Genomic DNA, 19,945 nt, shown 5'->3' on the forward strand with positions numbered 1-19,945 from the left:
TCCCATGAAAATCACCAACACCTTCGTCCGCATTGCCGATGACAGCCAAGCCGTCATGGGCTTGATTCCGAAGGTTAAGGACGGCAAGCCCAGCGTGGCCCGTATGCACTATGATCTGTTGAGCGAACACCCTTACGAATACGACCTCGATGCCTTTAATTTCGAGATATGGTGTCGCCGCAACGCCATTCCTGACCAAGACCGCGACCATCATCAGGCCGCCTTTTTCTCAAAGGGGCATCCCTGCATGCGGGCGTCACCATTGACCAAGACGCACGGCTTTGGCGCACATTATAACGGTTCGGGCAAAATCGCCATTTATCCCGTTGATTCAAAAGCCTATCAAAAACTGCTCAATGATCCGGAAAATAGGGTGGAAATGGCCATGCGCAGCAAGCGACCGGACGCGTCAACCCAGTTGGCACGGACGCACCCAGGCCGCCGGGTACACGCCCCGCAGAGCCACGCCTAAAGCCTCCGCATCGTCGCCCGTTCGACATAGGGCGAAACAAGTCGCCCCCGACCCTGACATGCGGGCGAACAGGGTTTGCGGCTGCGCTTCCAGGACCGTCAAAACGTCGGCAATAACGGGCTGCAATTGAATCGCGGGGCGTTGCAGATCGTTGCGCGTCCGCGACAGAGCGGTGACAAGATGATCAATGGTTGATAGGTTGCCAAAACCACGCATGGCATCGATCTCACCGAACGCGCCTAGCGCATCATACCCGCTGTAGACGCGCGCCGTCGAACATTCCACAAGGGGATTAATCAGCACAGCCGGCACCGAGGGCACATCGACCGGCGTCAGCAACTCGCCGTATCCTTCGGCAAAGGACGACCGGTTCCACAGGCACATGACGCCATCAGCACCAATCCCGCCCGCAATGGCCGCCAGGTCCACATCGCTCATGTCGGGTGCGTAGGCGTCCCGTAAAAGCCGCAGCACGGCCCCTGCGTCCGCGCTGCCGCCACCAATTCCGGATGCGATGGGCAGGTTTTTTGTCAGGCGTATGGCACGATCAACCGCAACGCCACGCGCCGCTTCGAACCGCCGCACCGCCTTCATGACCAGATTGTCTTCGCCCGCGTCGAGGCCTGCGCCGAACGGACCGTCCATTTTAAGAGCTACTTTAAACGGGTCACCAGAACCCATTGAATCGGCGTCCAAAAGCGCAACTTCGTCGCCGAAATCGGCGAACACCACCAAACTCTGCAATGGGTGATACCCGCGCGCATCCGGAGCCGCGACATGCAGATAAAGATTGACCTTGGCAGGCGCAAAGGTCGAGGCAGTACCTAGTTTCACGGCTTTGGCTTGTGGTCGTCGTTGAGCGCCGTTTTGGTCGCCACGGGCGTGGGTTTGCCTGTCGCGACCTTCTGAGACGCTACGTTCTCATCGATCTTCTTGCGCACGGCCGCCGCCTGCCGGTCGGTGGTTTTCAAAGTCAGCACGCGCTGCCACTCATATCCCGCCTCGGCATTGCGGCCCAGGGCCTTGTACACATCGCCCAGATGTTCATTGATTTCAGGATCGGCTGGCTCCATTTGCACGGCCTGCTCGACAAAATTCAGTGCCTGTTCGTATTCGCCCAACTTGTAATATCCCCAGCCCAGCGAATCGATGACGGCACCGGATTTCGGGTTGACCTTGATCGCCTCGCGGATCAGGTCCATGCCGGCCTGGATATTGATTCCACGGCTGATCCAGCCATAGCCGAGGAAGTTGAGAACCTCAGGCTGTTTGCCATTTATAGCCTGCGCCTTTTTGATGGCGCCCTCCGCGTCGGTCCACCGGTTGAGACTGTCATAAATAATGGCCTGCATGTACCAGGCCTGCCAGCCAAAATCCTTGTCGCCTGCACGCTGTATGCGCGCGTCCATCAGGGCCAAGGCATCGGCGTCCTTTTCCTGGCTATGCAGAATGCCAGTCTTTTCGATGATCAGGCTCAAATTGTCCGGATCAAGAGCCAGGGCTTGGTCGACCAGCGCCAGAGCCTGATCCAGCTTGTCGTCACCGCGCATGACCCACACACGGCGCAATGTGGCTTCAGTATAGAAGGGAGACGTCACCGGCACACTGGCCCAGACGGCTTCCGCGGCGTCGTTATCCTTTAGCTCCTGCTGGAGTTGGCCCAGGAAGATACTTTCGCGGTCCGACCCGTTGTCCAGATAGCGTGACAGGTTCAGGTTGGCCAGGGCGAATTCGTTGTCGTGTTCGCTGGCGGAAAGAGTCGCGGACACAAAGAGCGCGTTGGAAATGCCTTCCTTAAGGCCTGGCAAGGGCGGCGCCTTATAGTCGGCCGAATCGATTCGCTTCAACGCCTTTATCGCCACCACGTCATTAGTCTGGCTGGCAATATTTTGCCAGATCGCCTTTGCCTCGTCCTTACGTCCCTGACGTTCCAGAAAGCCGGCATAGTCGGGGCCAAAGATAAAGCTGGCGGCGCCAGGCTGATACAGGGAGACATAGAGCGCTTCCGCGTCCGCAGCCTTGCCCCGGATTTCATTGAGTCGCGCCCGATTGGATTTGACGAGATAAGACACCAAACGGTCGCGATCGTTGCTTTCCAGTGCGGCATCCTTGGAGCCGTCAAGTGCGTCTTTCCATTTGCCATTCAACGCGAGAATATATGGACGCAGCAACACGCCATTGCGGTCGCCGGGCTTGAGTTTCAACAACGCATCGACGTGCTTCAGGGCATCTGCATTCTTGTCAGCCTTCACCGCCGTTACGACACCGAGGAGATCGATCATCATCTCGCTGGTGTCACTGGCGGGTTTCATCGTTTTCGCCATTTCAGCCGAACGATCAATCTCTCCGCCCAACAAACTGATCAAAAACGCTTTTTCGCGCAAATCGGCATCGGTCGGGTCCGCCATTGTCGCATCGCTCATCGCCTGAGCGGCCGTGCGGAAATCGCCGCTGGCCATGGCGACTCGCCCCACCAGATATCGAGCATAGGGCGACGGATAGGGATGCAATTCCTGCGTGACGTCGGCATAGATAACGCGCGGCTGAGCAGCGACCGGCGCCATTTTTGCCTTGGCCCACACCGGCCCAGCCATCGCCAGCGACACAGTCAAGGCCAGGAGGCTCAGACCTGAATTCAGCACCAAACTCTTTTTCACGTTACGACCTGCTCGAAGAAACATCTTAATCCCTATAACAAACATATAGGGCTAAAATGCGTAACATAAAGGTTTATGTCACTATCCGCAGGTTGAAACCTACATGTTCGGATAGTTCGGTCCGCCGCCGCCTTCGGGGGTAACCCAGACAATGTTGTTGGTCGGGTCCTTGATGTCGCACGTCTTGCAGTGCACGCAATTCTGAGCATTGATCTGCAAACGCGGTTTGCCCACGTCCTGTCCGACAATCTCGTACACGCCGGCCGGACAATAGCGCTGCGCCGGTTCGGCGTATTTCGGCAGGTTGATATCGATGGGAATATGCGGGTCTTTCAACTTAAGGTGAACCGGCTGGTCTTCCTCATGATTGGTGGACGAGATGAACACCGAAGACAACTTATCGAACGAAATTACACCGTCGGGCTTGGGATAGGCGATGGGCTTGAACTGGGCGGCCGGCTTGAGCGAATGCGCATCGCTCTTTTTGTGGTGCATCGTACCGAAAATGGACACGCCCCCCAACATATTGGTCAGCATCATCTCAACACCACTGATCAATGTGCCCAGATTGGTGCCGAACCGCGTCAGAATCGGCTTGACGTTGCGCACGAGCTTCAATTCCTTGGCGACGTCAGAATGCTCATAGGCCGACTGATAACCCTCCAGCACGCGCGGCGCATCGGCCTGGCCCAGAGCCTTCACCACGGCGTCGGCGGCCAGAACCGCGGTCTTCATGGCATTGTGGCTGCCCTTGATGCGCGGCACGTTGACGAATCCCGCCGAACAGCCGATCAGGGCGCCGCCAGGGAAGACTAGGCGCGGCACGGACTGGTATCCGCCCTCGTTGATGACCCGCGCACCGTAGGACACGCGCTCGCCGCCTTCCAGCATGTCGCGCACCTGCGGATGCTGCTTGAAGCGCTGGAACTCGTCATAGGGCGACAGGTAGGGATTTTCGTAGTTCAGGTGAACCACGAAGCCAACCGACACATAGTGATCGCCGAAATGATACAGGAAAGACCCGCCGCCCGTCTTGTCGTCCAATGGCCAGCCTAGGGTATGCTGAACAAAGCCTGGCTTGAATTTTTCCGGCTTGATCTTCCACAATTCCTTCAGGCCTATGCCATATTTCTGAACGTCGCTTTTCGCGTCGAGTTCATATTTACGGATGACCAATTGCGACAGAGAGCCCCGCGCGCCCTCGGCGAACAGGGTATATCGGGCACGCAACTCCAGGCCAGGCTGATAATCGGGCTTGTGGTGCCCGTCGCGCGCAATGCCGAAAACACCGGCCACCACGCCGACAACGGCATTGTCGTCATCGTACAGCACTTCTGAACACGCCATGCCGGGATAGATTTCGACGCCCAGCGCCTCGGCCTGCTCGGACAGCCAGCGGCACAGATTGCCCAGGCTGGCGATATAGCAGCCGTGATTGCTCATATAGCCGGGTTTCGGCAGGACGGAGATATCCATGGCGCCTTGTGGCCCGAGATAAATGAACTTGTCTTCCGTCACGGGTGTTTCCAGCGGCGCCCCCATGGCCTTCCAATCCGGAAACAGCGCGGCAAGGCCAGATGGATCGATCACGGCGCCGGACAGAATATGCGCGCCGATTTCCGAGCCTTTTTCGAGCAGGGCGACGCTGACCTCGCGGCCGGCGGCCTGTGCTTGCTGCTTCAGCCGGATCGCCGCCGACAAACCAGCCGGGCCGCCGCCAACGATAACGACATCGTATTCCATGGCTTCACGTTCGATTACCGCATCCTGGCTATCGGCCATCTACACACTCCTTGCATGAACTTGACGTCCATTTTGTTTTTGAACTTTGCCCCCGCTCCCTCTATGAGAGACGGACCCGTTCCGTTTCAGGCCCCTGCCCGTGATCCCTTCAGATGATCTTAGATTGGAAATCGAAAGCTATCTTGGCTTTCTGATCGATCATGATCTGGAAGACGCCTATGAAGCAGAGCCTATTAATCGGACTCTGTCGGAAAATAAACACGCATTTAAGCGTGCCGTTGCGGCACCCGCGCAAATTCCCGTTACACCTGTGCAGGCGGGACACAATGTCAGCCAGCTCAGACCGCAAAGCCTTGCCCATATTGAGCTTGGGACAATGCTGCAAGAAGCGCGTCAACGCGCCGGCGCAGCGCGTACGCTGGACGAGCTCTACGCCGAACTCGACGCGTTTCAACACATGCCTCTGCGCCATGAAGGCGGTAAGGGCATAGTGAAGGTTCGCGGAAACCCGACACCGGAGCTTTTGGTTATCGGCGAATGCCCCGATGCCGAAGAAGATGCGGCCGGCACTGCCTTTGCGGGCAAGGCCGGTGACATGATGGACAAGGCACTCAAAGCGGCGGGCGTGTTCGAAAAAAGCCTCTTGAGTGGCTGCGTATTCTGGCGCCCGGCGGGCGGCAGGCCCCTGACCGCCGAGGACGTTAGCCTGAACGCGCCCTTCGTTCAGGCCTTGATACGGCTGTCCGCGCCCAAGGCGATTTTGCTTTTGGGGGCCTCCGCCGTGTCTTGCGTCCTCAACATGGATCAGAGCCTGGCCAAGCTGCGCGGCCAAATTCTCAGTCATGGCGACACACCGAAGATACCGGTCATGACCAGCTACCCCCCGAACTTTCTGCTACGCCAACCGCATGCCAAGGGATTGTTCTGGAAGGATTTACTGACCTTGGTCGTAAAATCCGGACTTTGAAATCGCGAACCAAACTCACGCATCAAAACTTTGTTATACCCCAAAAAGGCACGCGGGCTTGCCATATTTCAGGCCGCCGGTCAGTGTATGGGTGTAAGGCGGCAAGGGGTTAAGCCTTGCCAGAAAATTAATCTTTGATTAGTCTCGCTAACTGTCTTGACGGCAATCAAGCGACCCAGGCGCCCTAGACTTCCGGCCTTGTCGCGTCCGTCTTTGTAACCAAGGAAGCCGTTTTGACGTCAACCCGTACCCTGCTTAGTCTGACAGCGCTGGCATTTGCGCTCATGGTGTCAACACCAGCAAATGCGGCCCTGGAACCGGCATCGGCCCATACCAGCGCCAAAAAGAAAGCCGCCACTAATAAGGCTCCGGTGAAGAAGGCCGCGGAGACGCACGCTGGCAAAAAAAGTGGCAAGACAACGGATACGGACGACGAGGTAAAATCCACCAAAAGTAAAAAGAGCGAAGCGACCGACGTTAAGTCCTCCAAGGCGAGCAAATCCGCCAAGTCAAAAGAGACGGCAAAGGCCGATGACAACGACGATGCACCGGTAGCTAAAAAGTCCAAGGCGAAGGACACCGCTGAAGCGGGCCGCAGCAGGAAAAGCAAAAAAACGGATACAGCCGACACCGCCTCCTCCCACAAGGGTAAGAAGGGCGATGGCGAGAATGCACCGATAAAAACCGGCAAAAAAGCCGAGCTGGCAGAAGCGAAATCGTCAAAGACGAAAAAGAAAATCTCGGACGAGGCGACCGAAGCGCCGCCGACAAAAAAGGGCAAAAAGACGGAGTTAGCGACGGGCTCCGGCAAAAAGACCAAAGGTAAATCGACAGAAGTCGCCGACGCTGCGCCGTCCAGAAAGAAAAATGCAGGCAAGTCATCTGAAAAAGCTGACGAAAAGCCTGTCATCAAGGTTGCCAACGCCAAAGCCAATCCAACAGCGCCTGTCCTCAAATCGACTGCCCTCGCAGTAAGCGCTCCGTCTGCCGATACGGCCCAGATGCCAGAGCCTATGCCGGTATTGAACGCCGCGCCCCTACCCTACCATCTGGTGGCCGGCCAAGGCACACCGATCCCGCCTACACCTTTAAACGCCGTTCTGGCCGCAAATGATGCGCAAATCTACCAAACGGCCTTTAACCTGATTGACCAGGGTGACTATGCTGGCGCGGATGCACAACTGGCCACGGTTACCGACCGTAGCCTTATGGGCTACGCCCTGTATCACAAGCTGTTCAGCCGCGGCTATAACTCCACCTACGAAGAACTGATGGCGTGGCTGGCGGCTTATGGCGACCATCCTCAGGCCATGAAGGTATGGAACCTGGCGAAACGAAAGAAGCCGGAAGGCGCGCCTGATCCAGCCTTTCCGCGCCTGAACGCCGCCCCACTTGCAGCGAGCGCCGGCATTCCACTGGCTAGCCTGACCACCTTTTCGTCAAGCAGCCGCGTAGACGGCCGTGATGCCCTAACACCGGAAGAAGATTCGCTCACGCCGAAATCGGCGCGTTCGGCCTATAATAACAACCAGCTCGCCCAGGCCGTGAAACTGGGCCGCAAGATTGGCGACCACTGGGTTGCCGGCCTCGCCAGTTGGCGTCTGAAACGCTACGATGAAGCCCTGGCCGAATTCAAGTTCGTCAGTTCCGATCCGAGCGCCAATGCGTGGACGCAATCAAGCGGCGCCTACTGGGCGGCTCGATGCGCGCAAAAACTCGGCCGAACGGACGACACCCAGACGTTCCTCCAACTGGCGGCCAGTTTCCCCTTTACCTTCTATGGACTTCTGGCAGAGCAGCGCCTTGGCGTCACCCCAGCCGTGCAACTGGCTCAAAAAGGGCTGCCGCCCACCTTTAGCCGCGCCGAGCGCAGCGTCCTGACGGCCAGCCTGACGAGCGATTTCGCCTGGACCAGCACAAACGCGCGCGCACAGCGCCTGAACGCTTTGGTCCAGGTCGGTCGCACCGAAGATGCCAAGGATGAATTGCAGGCGGCAATCCAATCGTCGGTGAGCGGCGCGGAACGCGATCAATGGCTGGCTTTTGGCACGCGCACCCACGTACCCTATACGCAGTTGAAAGCAACGGACCGCCTGTTCGACGTCACACTTTACCCCCTCCCCGACATCTCGCCGCGCGGCGGATTCGTCGTCGACAAGGCGCTGATCTTCGCCATCGCGCGCAAGGAGAGCAAGTTCGATGCCGAGGCCCATTCATACGCTGGCGCCTACGGTCTTATGCAGCTTATGCCGGCGACGGCAGCCTTGATCGAAGGTGACAACAGCTTCAACAGCAAGCCGAAACAGCTTTTGAAGCCGTCCGTTAACCTGCACGTCGGTCAAAATTACATTATGCGCCTGCAAGGGTCTTCAATCATCAACGGCGACCTGCTGCGGACCATTGCGGCCTACAATGCCGGTGCGCGCCCTGTGAAGGATGCCATCGACTCGCTGGGCAATGAGGCCGATTCTCTATTGGTGATGGAATCGATTCCCGTGGCTCAGACGCGTCAATATGTCGAGGAAGTCGTTGCGAATTACTGGATCTATCGTCAGATCATGGGCAAGGACAGCAAGACGCTCGCCCTTGCCGCCAATGATGCGCGCATCGTGGATCTCACGGCGGACGCCCCGGCACCCGCTTCGGCAGTGGCACTGGCCGACAAGTAGCGGCCGAGTTACACCGTTTTTTTTGTCGGCGGCTTCGGCGGCACACCCAACAGATAGGCGATAAAGCGGAAGGCTTTTCCCATGACTCTCAAAGACCAACCGCGCGCGTGAAACCGGTCTGCGCTAGTTGTGAGGGACGCCGCCATGGGACGCAGGCGCGCCCGGCCAAGAGCCATGGACAGAGCAACATCCTCAAAGGCGGCCTGATCCTTGTATCCGCCGGCACTGTCATACAAGGCCCGCGACAACAGCAAGCCATGGTCCCCACTCGGCATGGCCAGCCAGCGTGCCCGCACTGCCAGCATTTCGGCCCAGAAGCCGACCAGCCAGGACGGGTCGTCGAAACGCAGGTGGAAGTATCCCGCCTGGAGCGGATAGTTCTTGATATGGGCCTGCACCTGATCCATCCAGCCATCACCCAGGTGTGAATCGGCATGCAAAATGAGCAGCCAATCACCGCGCGCCGCCCGACACCCCTGCCACAACTGCAATCCGCGTTCGTGGTCCGTTTTGATAATGTGACAGCCCGTCGAATCGGCGATCTCCAGGGTCGCATCTTCCGATCCGCCGTCGACTATGACCACTTCCTTGATCAAACCCTCCACCACACCGGGCACCAAGGCGGATAGGGTCCGCGCCAGGTGGTCTTCGTCGTTGAGGGTGGGCATGACAACGGAAATCAACGCGAAAACACCCCTATCAACTCAACATGGCTTGACCACAAGAACTGATCGATTGGCGTCACCCTGTCCAGCGAAAAACCAGCGGCGGTAAGGATTTTGGCGTCGCGCACAAAGGTGGCCGGATTACAGCTTACGGCCACGACACGCGGCACAGACGAGCGGGCAATTTCCATGCTTTGTGCTTCGGCGCCGGCGCGCGGCGGATCGAACACAACGGCGTCCAGCCCCTTCATTTCTTCCGCCAACAATGGCCGGCGAAACAGGTCGCGCGCTTCGGCGGTAATGGTTTTCAGCCCCGGTGCCGTGCCAATGGCGGTTTTCAGCGCGGCGACGGCGGGCGCGGCACCATCGGCGGCATAGACAACCGCCTGCTCCGCCAACGGAAAGGTGAAGGTGCCAGCCCCACAAAATAGATCCGCGACGCGCTTCGCCTGGCTGATACCCTCCATGACCAGGCGCACCATGTCGGTTTCCGACGACTGACTGGCCTGCAAAAACGGGCCGATCGGCAATCCGACCCGCGCCTTGCCGAACCGGACCACCGGCGTGCGCGCCATATATAGCATGTCGTCCCCCATGGTGACGCGGGCGAAGTCGGCTTCCGCGGCGTCCATGGCGATATTCATGCGTGCATCGGCTGACAATCCGCCGGACTTGCTACGCTCGACGCCGGAAATATCGATATCGAGCCCGGTTAGCGACGTCGTAACATGGAGGATCGGCGCCGATTTCGGGTGTTCGAACAGATAGCCCGCCAGTTTTTTCAGTTGCGGCAAGGCAGCAACGATTGCCGGATCGGAAATCGGGCATTCGCGAATCGCGACCAGATTCCACGACTTGCGCGCCTTGAACCCCAGCTCGACCTGTTTGCCGATCTTGCGGGCATGCAGCCCGACACGACGACGGCTGGCGGGAGGCGTAGTGAGGATGGGTGCGACCTCGACATCGAATCCCGCATGTTTCATCGTTGCGACGACGGCCTCTCGCTTCCATTCGCTGTAAGCAGGCAGGCGCCAATGTTGCAGTGCGCATCCTCCGCACGCGCTGAAATGGCTACAGGGCGGAACAACGCGATCGGGGCTAGCCTCGATTACGTCCACCAGTTCAAGCCGCTCCTTGCCTTGCCGCACCGTCACGCGCTCGCCAGCCAGCGTAAGCGGCACAACCAACCCGCCGGTCGTCAGCCCGTCGCCCTGGAAGCCGACCTTGTTTATAAGCGCTTCGAAATCCGCCATATCCGACCTTTTGAAAGAGACGCCCGCTTAAACGACACCGGCTAAAATGCAAGGTGAAAGACCCGCTGGCCGCAAATCGGTCGCTTTTTTACCGATATTTTGCGTAACCTAGCCAAAATCCGCATCAGGACATTTTTTGCTACAGGTGATATAGTTAACAAACACACTCGTCTTCGGAGGTTAAGATATGCCACGTTCCTATCCGGCCCCGGTTCAGCAAAATCGTCATTTCTCTGTCCTCCTCGGTATTATAGCCTTAGGCACACTGGTGGCGCTTCCTTGCGCGGCACTGGCTCAGGCTTATAACGACACAGCTTACGCATCTGATAGTTACGACAGTTACAATACGCCGCCCGTCGATGGCGATGATGATGACGCCTATTACAATAGTCCGGATTATATAGATGAGGCCGGGGTTCCGTATGCCGGCAGGGATTTGGGCTATGACTATCTCGACAACGAATATTATCGCTATGACGGTCAACCGGTGCAGGATCGCCGCGCCCGTGAACAGGATGGCTGGCGCGATGGTGTCCTGCATACACCTCCGCGCGGCTATCGCTGGCGCAGTTGGTATGATCGCGGCTGTGGATGCACGCGCGGCTCTTATTACCGCGTCTACAATTCATGGGGTGAGCATGAATACCGGCAGATCTATCGCGGGAACACCTACAGTTACAATCGCGGCTATTCGTATGACCGAACCTACGATCCGCGGAGTAGCTATAGCTATCGGCGGTATTGAGGTTTACGCCACGCTTACGCTAGTGACCTAAAAAGGCATTCAAAATTGCAAGCTTAAACGGTTAATCTTCTGGCCTGAACGAAGATGAACGGACCACTCAAATCCCATTCATCTTGCCGCCTCTATTGTGGGCGTCACAAACGGTGCAGTTCGCCTTCTCTCTAACTGGCCGTCTCAGTGAAGGAGATTTATTGTGATTAAGCTTTCGCATAAGATTATAATGTCAGCCGCCGCCTTGACGGCAGCTGCGGCAATTGCCGTTCCGGCCTCCGCGAGCTGCTACCGCGACAGCAACGCAGATGGGGCGATTGTCGGGGCGATCGCCGGCGCAGCTATTGGTAACGCTGCGTCTGGACGCCATAACCGTGGCGGCGGCACGGCCGCCGGCGCTGTACTGGGGGCCGTCGTTGGCGCCTCGATAGATAATAATAACGACCGTTGCTATAATGATGGTCGTTACCGTGACAGCCGCTATCGCGGCGACGACTATTACCGCAGTAGTGGATATTACCGCGACGATGGGTACTATCCGCCCCAAAGATACTACAATTCCGGGTATCGCACGCAAGTCTACGTTGAACCCAGAGAATATTACTACGTGGAACGCCGCGAATACCGCGACCGCTATTATGACCGCCGAAATTACCACCATTATCGCCACGACCGGTGGTGATAAGGTAATATGAAATGAAAAAGCCCCTGGTGAAACCAGGGGCTTTTTCTTTTTTTTCAACTTTGTTACCGGGATGAACGGAGATGAACAAAGTTATCAAGTCTTGTTCATATTGCGCCACGTATGGTGGAGACATCAGCAGAGGCGATGACGCCGATGCGGGAGGCAAAGCACATGACACAGATGTCCAATACCAAGAAGATAATTGTTTCCGCCCTGGTCTCGACCGCCCTTATCGGCTTGGCCTTACCCGGTATCGCCGCAGCCGGCCAATGTGGCGACAAAAAAACCGATGGCGCCGTACTGGGCGCAGTAGCCGGCGGTCTGATTGGCGGCAGTGCCGCAAATACGCGCAACAAGGGCGCTGGCACGGTCCTAGGTGCCGTCGTCGGCGCTGCGGTCGGCTCCTCGATTGCCAAGAACAATAGCAAGGCCTGCGACGGGCGCTACGCCTATAATGATCGTTACGATAACCGCTACGACAACCGTTATGACAACCGCTACGACAATCGTTGGGATCGCCGGGATGATCGTTGGGACCGTCGCGATGATCGCCGGGACGATAGATACGATCGCCGTGACGACAGGCATGATCGCCGTGACGACCGCCGTGACGACCGCTATCGCGATGATCGTTGGTAAACCAGCTACCACGATAAAGAAAACGCCCGGGCCCTCCCCCTGCCCGGGCGTTTTTTATTTTCCATATCTGCGGCCAATCAGGCGCCCGGCGCCGGCTTCTTATTGCGCCACGACAGCAGCGTCGAAGCCCAATAGTTCCACACGCTGCTCAACAAAGCGGCCGTTATCCCCGCCACCAAATAATGGATGTGCAGGTGGTCCTTCATGAAAAGCGACAATGCCAGACTGATGACCGCTCCGATCGAGCAGGCGAAATAGAAGCCAATCAGCCCGGTAATCAGCGCCACGCCCTTCAACCGTTTGTCGCGGAAGGTGATCAGATTATTGACGAAGAAGTTCCATGTCATGGACAGCCAGATGGCTAGGCTGTAGCTGACAATATCGTCATAGCGATACTGGAAGCGGTACATAGGCTGCTGAGTCGCGCCGTAGAGCAGCTTGTGGCAAATGATGAGCACGGCGGCGTAGACGAAGACACCCGTCACGCCAACGCCAGCAAACAGCACGAATCGCGCATTCATAACGCCGCCAGTCGCCTTTTCGATCAGCAGGGCGCCCAGGTCGAGCACAACCCGCAAATCGAGCTTGGATTGGCCGCCTTGCCGTTGGCGCAAAGCTGCCTTGACTTCCCCAAAGCGCGGTTTGACCGGCGAAGACGCAGCCACATCGAGCAATATCTTGAAACCGATACCGGTCAGCTTGGGACGGGCCGACATATAGTAGTCGCGCGTCATCATGAAACAGCCGCTCATCGGATCGGACAAAGGCACCTTCAGCACCAGGCCGGTTGCCCAGGTCGCGGCCCTGGAGCCGAGATCGCGGAAGAAGCTTAAGCCCGTTTCCGTCTGGCCGATATAGCGCGACGCGCAGACCAGGTCCTTATCGCCTTTGAGAATCATTTCGGCCAATTGCCGGATCGCATCCGGATCATGCTGGCCGTCGCCGTCCATGACGCCAAGAAAGCGGCCGTAGGCGATGTCCCATCCCTTGATGGCGGCCGAAGACAGGCCGCGTTCATTGACGCGAACATGCAGACGCACGTTTGGCCGCGTCTTCGCCAGTTCGAGCACTTCAGCTGCGGTATTGTCTGCCGAGTTGTCGTCGACAACGATGATCTCGTGGCTGATGTGCTTCAGCGTATCGGATACCTCTTCGATGACGGACCGAATCGCTGCGCCTTCGTTCAGGGTGCAGATGATCAGGCTGAGTTCGGGCTGGGGGCCAGCACTGGCGGGGACGGGCTCGATATAGGTCAAAAGAAACTCCCAGAGCGCACGCGGCCAGGCCGGCGCCTTGCCGCAAAACCTTACCCAGCGCCGATGACGGAGGAATAGGCTGCAAGGCAGACAAAAATGAGGTGGCCGCCCCGCCGCCGTAAATCAACCCTGAAATATGCGGGTCAAACTAACGCCCCCCGGGATCGTTATGCCGGATTCATCACGCTCATTATCCGTTTAGCATACAGAATACAATGGCCAAACTCAGCCTTCCCGTCTTCCCAGCTTCGCGTGGGAGCTTGTCATCAGCTTCGCTTCACTGGCTGCCGTTTATTTTCCTTCTACCGCTGATTTTGGGGATAGCTGCCAAGATTTGCCGATCGAAGTATTGGTTTGGGGATTATCAGGCCGTCGCCTGCGCGGGTTTAAAAGTTATCGAGAAGGCGCCGTTTTATACGCTTGATCTGCAATGCGCAGGCATGCGCCCATCCAGTTTCGTTTACATTCCCGCTATCGCCCACGCCGCAGCATTTTTTGAAAGCCTGCTAACCGAACGTGGATTCTTCTGCCTCTACCTGCTTGTTTACCTCGCCGCCATAGCGACGCTGTTTTTCGTTCCCTTCCTGGCCAGGCGAACACCCGGGGCGTGGATGTCCCGGCTGCCGTTCACGGCCTTTCTCAGCGGCAGCGCCGTCATGTGGGGGAATATCGCTGTCATCCTGCACGCCTGGGTCTTGGTGGCTGCCCTCGCATTGGAGATTACGCCCTGGCTTTTCGTCGCCGCGATCGTCGTCGCATCGTGGGTTAAGCCCGTCTTCCTGACCTACCTGGTCGTCATCCTTATCATCGACCTGCCCGTCGTCCAACGGCTGCGACTAACGGCGGCAGGCGTAGGACTGGGCATTTTACCTATGCTCACCTTCATGTTCACTGGCGGTGAGTTGGCAAGGCAGTGGTACGCGCTGCTGTCGCATTTTGTCTACGACGTCACGCCAGGCTACGGCTTCTTCGGTTGGGCCGGGCTGATCGGCGCCGATTCCAACGGGACGGGCGCGAAGATAGTCTACATGGTTTATGCCGCCACGCTGGCGCTGAATGGCCTGGCACTGTCTGAGGGCCTGCAGCTTTCCCGCCAGGAGCGCATATGGCTAGGCCTGAGTCTGGCTGTGCTTCTCATTCCCCGTATCATGAGCCAGGATGTCTTTCTTCTCGGTCCGGGCCTTTGGGTGGTGGCCCAGCGCATGCGCGACATGATGACGCCCGTCCACGGACATGGGGACGGCATACTTCTGGCCTTGTGTAGCGTCGCGCTGGCGGGGGCCTTGACGGGACTGGGCGCATACAGCGTGCCCGTCGCCTTGTTCGGGTTCAGCCTCTATCTGCTCTGGTCGGGCGGCTATGTGGCTGCGCCATTTCTCCGCCGGCTGACACCGGTGTGGCTGCATCCTTCATCGCGTAAAGCCAACCTTCCTGGAGAATAGGATGGACGCCCTCAGCTGGTTCCAGCAGTTCACGGCCAAGCCGCGCAATCGCTGGCTATTTATCCTCTTTTTTCTCTTCCCCGTCATAGGCAATGTCATCAGCCGGCTGACGAAGGGGCGCTGGTGGCTCGTCGATTTCGACGCGGTAATTTGCGCCGCCCATACGATTCGACTTGGGCACTCCCCCTATAGCCTCATGCCGGCCTGCACTGGCATACAGCCTACCACTTTTGTCTATGCGCCCCAGATCGCGCACGCTTTCGCGCCCCTGGAACACGCATTTGGCCTGATGGGCGCACGCTGGGGCTTCGCGATCCTATACCTGCCGGTCATGATGTTTCTGGTCTGGTACGCCGTCTGGAAACCCATGGCCGGCGCACCCTGGCAACTTCGCCTCATGACTCTGGCGGCCATGGTGGGCAGCGTCATCTCCTGCGGCAATATCGGTCTGGTCATGCACGCCTTGGCCATACTGGCCGCCTTTCAGCTCAGGCGGTCACGTTTACCCTTTATTGCCATTGTTATCCTGGGCGGGCTCATAAAGCCGACCTTCCTGACATATCTGGTTGTGCTGCTGCTCGAAAATAGGCCGATATTGGCCAGGGTACGCAGTTTCGCCCTCGCCGCCACCGCCGGCATGGCCGCCATCACGGTGCTTTTGGTGACGGCCGGCCCCTTCAGCCCGGACTGGCACAACGCCCTCAACGCCGTCGTTATTGTGCAGCAACCCGGCATAGGTTTCTTCGCCACCACGACAGCCCTTGGCATGAATACGGCTTCGCCTGTAACCTTGGCGGCCTTTGCACTGTTTTCCATCCTTATGATACTCGCGGCGTTGATCCTGGCGGAATGGAGCGGCCTGAGAAGCGAAGAGCGGATGGTCTTTGCGCTGGGCGCGGCGCAACTTCTTAATCCAAGACTGATGGACTACGACATGTTCGCCCTCGCCCCGTTCGCAGCGATACTGGTAATGACGGCCAAACCCTTGGGCGCGAGGACATTCAGGTGGGCCAGCTGGATATTTGCCAGCACATTGGTCGCGTGCGTCGTCTCCAATATCCTCGAAATACGCGCCATCCACCGCGCACCGGTCGCCGTCTGCGTATACGGCCTCCTCATGCTTGGCATCGCCGGTTTAACCGTATGGAGACAGCGTGAACGCCTTCGCGCGGGACTCCGAAACCCCATGCCTGTCTGGCAGGACATTCTCAGCCAAAGACTGTGACGGACCGTCGATATGTACGAAAAGGCCTCTCGTCGGAGAGGCCTTTAGCGCGTGTACTATAAAGCCGCTTTTAACCTCTCAAGGGCAGCCGACAACTTGGCTTTGCCATTTTCAGCTTCGGCCAGGCGCTCACGATTTTCCACGATGACCTCTTCCGGTGCGCGCGAAACGAAGTCGGGATTGTCCAGCTTCCGCTTCGTGCCCTCTATCGACTTGTCGAACACCGAAATTTCTTTCAGCAGTCGCGCCTCTTCGGCCTTGATGTCGATGAATTCGGCTATGGCCAGATGCGCCGTCGCTTCGCCGGCCACAAACGGCACCGATCCAGCCGCGCCTGTGTCGGCGACCTCGACACCCGACAAGCGCCCGAGGAACAGAATCAAGTCCTTGTGCCGGTTCAAACGCGTCCGCGTTACGTCCGAGGCACCGGTGAGGATCAGCGGGGCCCGCGCCGATCCCGGCACATTCATTTCCGACCGGATAGAACGGATTTCATTGATCATGTCGATCAGCCAGTTGATCTCTTCATCCGCCTCAGCGTCGATCGCCGTCGCGTCGAATTTCGGCCACGCGTGAGTAATCAGCAGGTCGCTATGCCCCGTCTTCTGCCACAGCTCTTCGGTGATAAACGGCATAACCGGATGCAGCAGGATCATCGCCTGATCCAGCACCCAGGCGGTCATGGCGCGGATTTCCGTCTTCGCCGTTTCATCGTCACCGTTGAGGATCGGTTTGGCGAGTTCGAGATACCAGTCGCAGAACACGTTCCAGATGAATTTATACAGGGCATTGGCCGCATCGTCGAAGGCGCAGCCTTCCAAGGCCTGGGTCACGACAGACAAGGTTTTCTGCACCTCGCCGCGTATCCAGCGCGACAGGGTCAGCTTGACGCCGGCCGGATCGAAGCCTTCGGCGCGGGCACATTCGTTCATTTGCGTGAACCGTGTCGCATTCCATAGCTTGGTCGAAAAATTGCGATAGCCTTCGATCCTAGGCTTGGCCAGCTTGATATCGCGCCCTTGGCCCGACATAGCTGTCAGGGTAAAGCGCAGGGCGTCAGCGCCAAACTCGTCGATGAGCACAAGCGGGTCCATGACGTTGCCCTTGGACTTCGACATCTTCTGGCCCTTGTCGTCGCGAACGAGAGCATTGATGAAGACACGTTTGAACGGCGCCTGACCGGTGAAATGCAGCCCCATCATCATCATCCGGGCCACCCAGAAGAAGATAATATCGAAGCCGGTGATCAGGGTGTGGGTCGGATAGAAGCGCTTCAGATCATCCGTATCTTCCGGCCATCCCATGGTCGAAAACGGCCACAGGGCCGATGAGAACCAGGTGTCCAGCACGTCGTCATCCTGGCGCAACGCCACCGCCTTGCCATAGTGGGCCGCGGCCTGAGCCAGAGCTTCTGCTTCGCTTTCGGCGACAAAGATCATACCGTCTTCGGCATACCATGCGGGAATGCGGTGGCCCCACCACAGTTGACGCGACACGCACCACGGTTCGATATTACGCATCCACTCGAAATAGGTCTTTTCCCAGTTGCGCGGCTCGAACACGGTACGGCCATCCTCGACAGCCTTGATGGCTTCTTTGGCCAGTTCACCGGCATTGACGTACCATTGATCCGTCAACCACGGCTCGATGACCACGCCCGAACGGTCGCCGTGCGGCACCATGTGCTTAGTCTTTTCGACCGCCGTCAGCCAGCCTTCCGCCTCGGCTCGGGCGATAATGGCCTTGCGCGCGGCAAACCGCTCCATACCGCGGTACTCTTGCGGGACGGGATCGAAGGCCAGCAGGTTTGCCTGCTCGTCCATGATGTTAATCTGTTCCAGATTGTGACGCTTGCCGACCTGGAAGTCGTTGAAATCATGCGCAGGCGTGATCTTGACCGCGCCTGATCCCTTGGTCGGATCGGCATAGTCGTCGCCCACAATCGGAATACGCCGCCCTGTAATCGGCAGGACGACGAACTTGCCGATCAGATCCTTGTAACGCGGGTCCTCCGGATGAACGGCCACGCCGCTATCGCCCAGCATGGTTTCGGGCCGCGTTGTGGCCACGACGATGTAGCTCCGCGTTTCCGCCGTTTCATTGCCGTCTTCGTCGGTGACCGGATGTTGATAGGACGCGCCGTCGGCCAACGGATAGGCGAAATGCCAGTAATGACCATCGACTTCCTTCTGCTCGACTTCCAGATCCGAAATAGCGGTCTGGAATTGCGGATCCCAGTTGACCAGCCGCTTGTCGCGATACATCAGGCCCTGCTTATGCAGGGTGACGAACACCTTGCGAACCGCAGCCGACAGACCGTCGTCCAGGGTAAACCGTTCGCGCGACCAATCGCAGGACGCCCCAAGCCGGCGCAGCTGCTTGACGATAGTGCCGCCCGATTCCGCCTTCCATTCCCACACCTTGGCAACGAACGCGTCGCGGCCCATGTCACGGCGGCCGACATTGCTTCCAGACGCCGCCAGTTGCCGTTCCACCACCATCTGAGTGGCGATGCCGGCGTGGTCGGTGCCCGGCAGCCATAACGCCGCCTTACCGCGCATACGCTCAAAACGTGTCAAGACGTCCTGGAGCGTATTGTTCAGCGCATGTCCGATATGGAGGCTGCCCGTCACATTGGGAGGCGGAATGACAATAGAAAAGGTCTCCCCCGCATCGTTGGGCGCGAATACGCCCGATTTTTCCCACATGTCGTACAGACGGGGTTCAACGGCGGCGGGGTCGAAGGTTTTTTCCAGCATGGGTCTCGTAAGGGGCTAAAATAGAAAGAGCGGCATCATCCGCTGATGCCGCCCTCTTAACAGGTGATCCGCTTAAAATCTATGTCTTAGCGGTCAATCTCGATAGGTCTTATCCGGCAGGACACCAGGTCTTAGCGGCGCGACTGCCGTGCGATGCGTTCGACTTCCAGGCGAACCTGCTCTTCTACGATCGCCGGCAGATTTTGATCCAGCCATGCCTGAAGCAAGGGACGCAGCAATTCCTTGGTGACATCTTCCAGGGTCCGCTCGGAGTGCGGCACCAGGAGCGAGCTTGTCAGCCCACCAAACGCCGAGGCCGCAGCCGTCGCCGTACGTTCACTTACCAGACCGCCCGCCGCAGACTTGGCTGCTGCGGGTGCGGGGGCTGGGGCCGGCTTCGGAGCCGGTGCAGCGGCAACAGGTGGTTCATAGGCATCGATATCGCCAATAGAAACCGTCGATGGCGCCTCATAGGTTTCGGTTAGTTCGAGCACATCGTCTTCCGGTTCATCTTCGATTTCCGGCTCCGGCTCAGGCTCCGGTTCGGGAATCGCGGCTACGGGTTCATCTTCGATTTCAGGTTCCGGTTCAGGCTGAGCCTTTGCTTCTTCCGGCGCGTCATCTTCAGAGATGATACGGCGGATAGAGGCCAGGATTTCCTCCATAGTCGGTTCGTGTGCGGATTGTTCTGCCATGTTTTTTTAACTGCTGCGAATCGGGTTCGGGAACTGAAACCGCTGGTAGGTGACAACGAAACGCCGCATTTTGCAACTCTTT

17 protein-coding genes are annotated in these 19,945 nt (G+C 58.1%); 8 read left to right on the forward strand and 9 right to left on the reverse strand.

Annotated elements, in window-relative coordinates:
- Window positions 1-4: 4 nt before the first annotated feature.
- Window positions 5-472, forward strand: coding sequence for a DUF6157 family protein (locus tag AEAC466_RS31560; RefSeq protein ID WP_023457804.1), 468 nt, complete (start codon window positions 5-7; stop codon window positions 470-472).
- On the opposite strand, the gene AEAC466_RS31565 is transcribed toward AEAC466_RS31560, so the two are convergent.
- From AEAC466_RS31565 to AEAC466_RS31575, 3 genes are all read right to left on the reverse strand, one after another.
- Window positions 410-1,306, reverse strand: coding sequence for a 4-(cytidine 5'-diphospho)-2-C-methyl-D-erythritol kinase (locus AEAC466_RS31565; protein ID WP_023457805.1), 897 nt, complete (start codon window positions 1,304-1,306; stop codon window positions 410-412). The genes AEAC466_RS31560 and AEAC466_RS31565 overlap by 63 nt on opposite strands.
- On the reverse strand, window positions 1,303-3,129 hold the full coding sequence (locus AEAC466_RS31570; RefSeq protein WP_235074230.1) for a tetratricopeptide repeat protein: 1,827 nt from the start codon (window positions 3,127-3,129) through the stop codon (window positions 1,303-1,305). Before AEAC466_RS31570 ends, AEAC466_RS31565 begins: the two co-directional genes overlap by 4 nt.
- Window positions 3,130-3,228: 99 nt before the next feature.
- Complete coding sequence (locus AEAC466_RS31575) at window positions 3,229-4,911, reverse strand: electron transfer flavoprotein-ubiquinone oxidoreductase (protein WP_023457807.1); 1,683 nt, start codon at window positions 4,909-4,911, stop codon at window positions 3,229-3,231.
- 100 nt (window positions 4,912-5,011) lie between these two features.
- Between AEAC466_RS31575 and AEAC466_RS31580 the strand changes: the two genes are divergently transcribed.
- The gene (locus AEAC466_RS31580; protein ID WP_031238540.1) at window positions 5,012-5,839 is read left to right on the forward strand and encodes a uracil-DNA glycosylase; all 828 of its coding nucleotides are present in this window, start codon (window positions 5,012-5,014) and stop codon (window positions 5,837-5,839) included.
- Between the two features lie 184 nt (window positions 5,840-6,023).
- On the opposite strand, the gene AEAC466_RS45010 is transcribed toward AEAC466_RS31580, so the two are convergent.
- Window positions 6,024-6,749, reverse strand: coding sequence for a hypothetical protein (locus AEAC466_RS45010; RefSeq protein WP_235074232.1), 726 nt, complete (start codon window positions 6,747-6,749; stop codon window positions 6,024-6,026).
- 103 nt (window positions 6,750-6,852) lie between these two features.
- Between AEAC466_RS45010 and AEAC466_RS31585 the strand changes: the two genes are divergently transcribed.
- On the forward strand, window positions 6,853-8,508 hold the full coding sequence (locus AEAC466_RS31585) for a lytic transglycosylase domain-containing protein (protein WP_235074235.1): 1,656 nt from the start codon (window positions 6,853-6,855) through the stop codon (window positions 8,506-8,508).
- Window positions 8,509-8,516: 8 nt separating this feature from the next.
- Here AEAC466_RS31585 and AEAC466_RS31590 read toward each other — a convergent pair whose 3' ends face one another.
- Window positions 8,517-9,176 (reverse strand): glycosyltransferase, encoded by a 660-nt coding sequence (locus AEAC466_RS31590; RefSeq protein WP_035429605.1) that lies wholly within the window; start codon window positions 9,174-9,176, stop codon window positions 8,517-8,519.
- Window positions 9,177-9,187: 11 nt separating this feature from the next.
- Window positions 9,188-10,426 (reverse strand): class I SAM-dependent RNA methyltransferase, encoded by a 1,239-nt coding sequence (locus AEAC466_RS31595; protein WP_023457811.1) that lies wholly within the window; start codon window positions 10,424-10,426, stop codon window positions 9,188-9,190.
- 187 nt (window positions 10,427-10,613) lie between these two features.
- Between AEAC466_RS31595 and AEAC466_RS31600 the strand changes: the two genes are divergently transcribed.
- The 3 genes from AEAC466_RS31600 to AEAC466_RS31610 all read left to right on the forward strand — a co-directional run bounded on the left by AEAC466_RS31600 (window position 10,614) and on the right by AEAC466_RS31610 (window position 12,486).
- Complete coding sequence (locus tag AEAC466_RS31600; RefSeq protein ID WP_023457812.1) at window positions 10,614-11,171, forward strand: hypothetical protein; 558 nt, start codon at window positions 10,614-10,616, stop codon at window positions 11,169-11,171.
- A 220-nt stretch (window positions 11,172-11,391) separates the two neighbouring features.
- A complete protein-coding gene (locus AEAC466_RS31605; RefSeq protein ID WP_031238541.1) occupies window positions 11,392-11,844 on the forward strand; it encodes a glycine zipper domain-containing protein in 453 nt (150 codons plus the stop codon).
- 174 nt (window positions 11,845-12,018) lie between these two features.
- A complete protein-coding gene (locus AEAC466_RS31610) occupies window positions 12,019-12,486 on the forward strand; it encodes a glycine zipper 2TM domain-containing protein (protein WP_031238543.1) in 468 nt (155 codons plus the stop codon).
- A gap of 77 nt (window positions 12,487-12,563) precedes the next feature.
- Here AEAC466_RS31610 and AEAC466_RS31615 read toward each other — a convergent pair whose 3' ends face one another.
- Entirely contained in the window at window positions 12,564-13,742 is a 1,179-nt protein-coding gene (locus AEAC466_RS31615) for a glycosyltransferase (RefSeq protein ID WP_023457815.1), read from the reverse strand.
- 215 nt (window positions 13,743-13,957) lie between these two features.
- Here AEAC466_RS31615 and AEAC466_RS31620 point away from each other — a divergent pair, with 215 nt between their 5' ends.
- Both AEAC466_RS31620 and AEAC466_RS31625 read left to right on the forward strand, forming a co-directional pair.
- On the forward strand, window positions 13,958-15,184 hold the full coding sequence (locus AEAC466_RS31620) for a hypothetical protein (protein WP_023457816.1): 1,227 nt from the start codon (window positions 13,958-13,960) through the stop codon (window positions 15,182-15,184).
- 1 nt (window position 15,185) lies between these two features.
- Window positions 15,186-16,409: a hypothetical protein gene (locus AEAC466_RS31625; protein ID WP_023457817.1), complete on the forward strand. Its 1,224-nt coding sequence runs from the start codon at window positions 15,186-15,188 to the stop codon at window positions 16,407-16,409.
- A gap of 56 nt (window positions 16,410-16,465) precedes the next feature.
- Here AEAC466_RS31625 and AEAC466_RS31630 read toward each other — a convergent pair whose 3' ends face one another.
- Entirely contained in the window at window positions 16,466-19,168 is a 2,703-nt protein-coding gene (locus AEAC466_RS31630) for a valine--tRNA ligase (RefSeq protein ID WP_023457818.1), read from the reverse strand.
- Between the two features lie 131 nt (window positions 19,169-19,299).
- Entirely contained in the window at window positions 19,300-19,863 is a 564-nt protein-coding gene (locus AEAC466_RS31635) for a DUF2497 domain-containing protein (protein ID WP_031238545.1), read from the reverse strand.
- Window positions 19,864-19,945: the final 82 nt, after the last annotated feature.

It is taken from the genome of Asticcacaulis sp. AC466, from assembly GCF_000495815.1.
Lineage (GTDB): Bacteria > Pseudomonadota > Alphaproteobacteria > Caulobacterales > Caulobacteraceae > Asticcacaulis.

Bases quoted from the DNA above. Each gene is read 5' to 3' on its own strand.
- AEAC466_RS31560 (WP_023457804.1), top strand. From the start codon at position 5: ATGAAAATCACCAACACCTTCGTCCGCATTGCCGATGACAGCCAAGCC.
- AEAC466_RS31575 (WP_023457807.1), bottom strand. From the start codon at position 4,911: ATGGCCGATAGCCAGGATGCGGTAATCGAACGTGAAGCCATGGAATAC.
- AEAC466_RS45010 (WP_235074232.1), bottom strand. From the start codon at position 6,749: ATGACAGGCTTTTCGTCAGCTTTTTCAGATGACTTGCCTGCATTTTTC.
- AEAC466_RS31585 (WP_235074235.1), top strand. From the start codon at position 6,853: ATGCCGGTATTGAACGCCGCGCCCCTACCCTACCATCTGGTGGCCGGC.
- AEAC466_RS31590 (WP_035429605.1), bottom strand. From the start codon at position 9,176: ATGCCCACCCTCAACGACGAAGACCACCTGGCGCGGACCCTATCCGCC.
- AEAC466_RS31595 (WP_023457811.1), bottom strand. From the start codon at position 10,426: ATGGCGGATTTCGAAGCGCTTATAAACAAGGTCGGCTTCCAGGGCGAC.
- AEAC466_RS31600 (WP_023457812.1), top strand. From the start codon at position 10,614: ATGCCACGTTCCTATCCGGCCCCGGTTCAGCAAAATCGTCATTTCTCT.
- AEAC466_RS31605 (WP_031238541.1), top strand. From the start codon at position 11,392: ATGTCAGCCGCCGCCTTGACGGCAGCTGCGGCAATTGCCGTTCCGGCC.
- AEAC466_RS31610 (WP_031238543.1), top strand. From the start codon at position 12,019: ATGACACAGATGTCCAATACCAAGAAGATAATTGTTTCCGCCCTGGTC.
- AEAC466_RS31620 (WP_023457816.1), top strand. From the start codon at position 13,958: ATGGCCAAACTCAGCCTTCCCGTCTTCCCAGCTTCGCGTGGGAGCTTG.
- AEAC466_RS31625 (WP_023457817.1), top strand. From the start codon at position 15,186: ATGGACGCCCTCAGCTGGTTCCAGCAGTTCACGGCCAAGCCGCGCAAT.
- AEAC466_RS31630 (WP_023457818.1), bottom strand. From the start codon at position 19,168: ATGCTGGAAAAAACCTTCGACCCCGCCGCCGTTGAACCCCGTCTGTAC.
- AEAC466_RS31635 (WP_031238545.1), bottom strand. From the start codon at position 19,863: ATGGCAGAACAATCCGCACACGAACCGACTATGGAGGAAATCCTGGCC.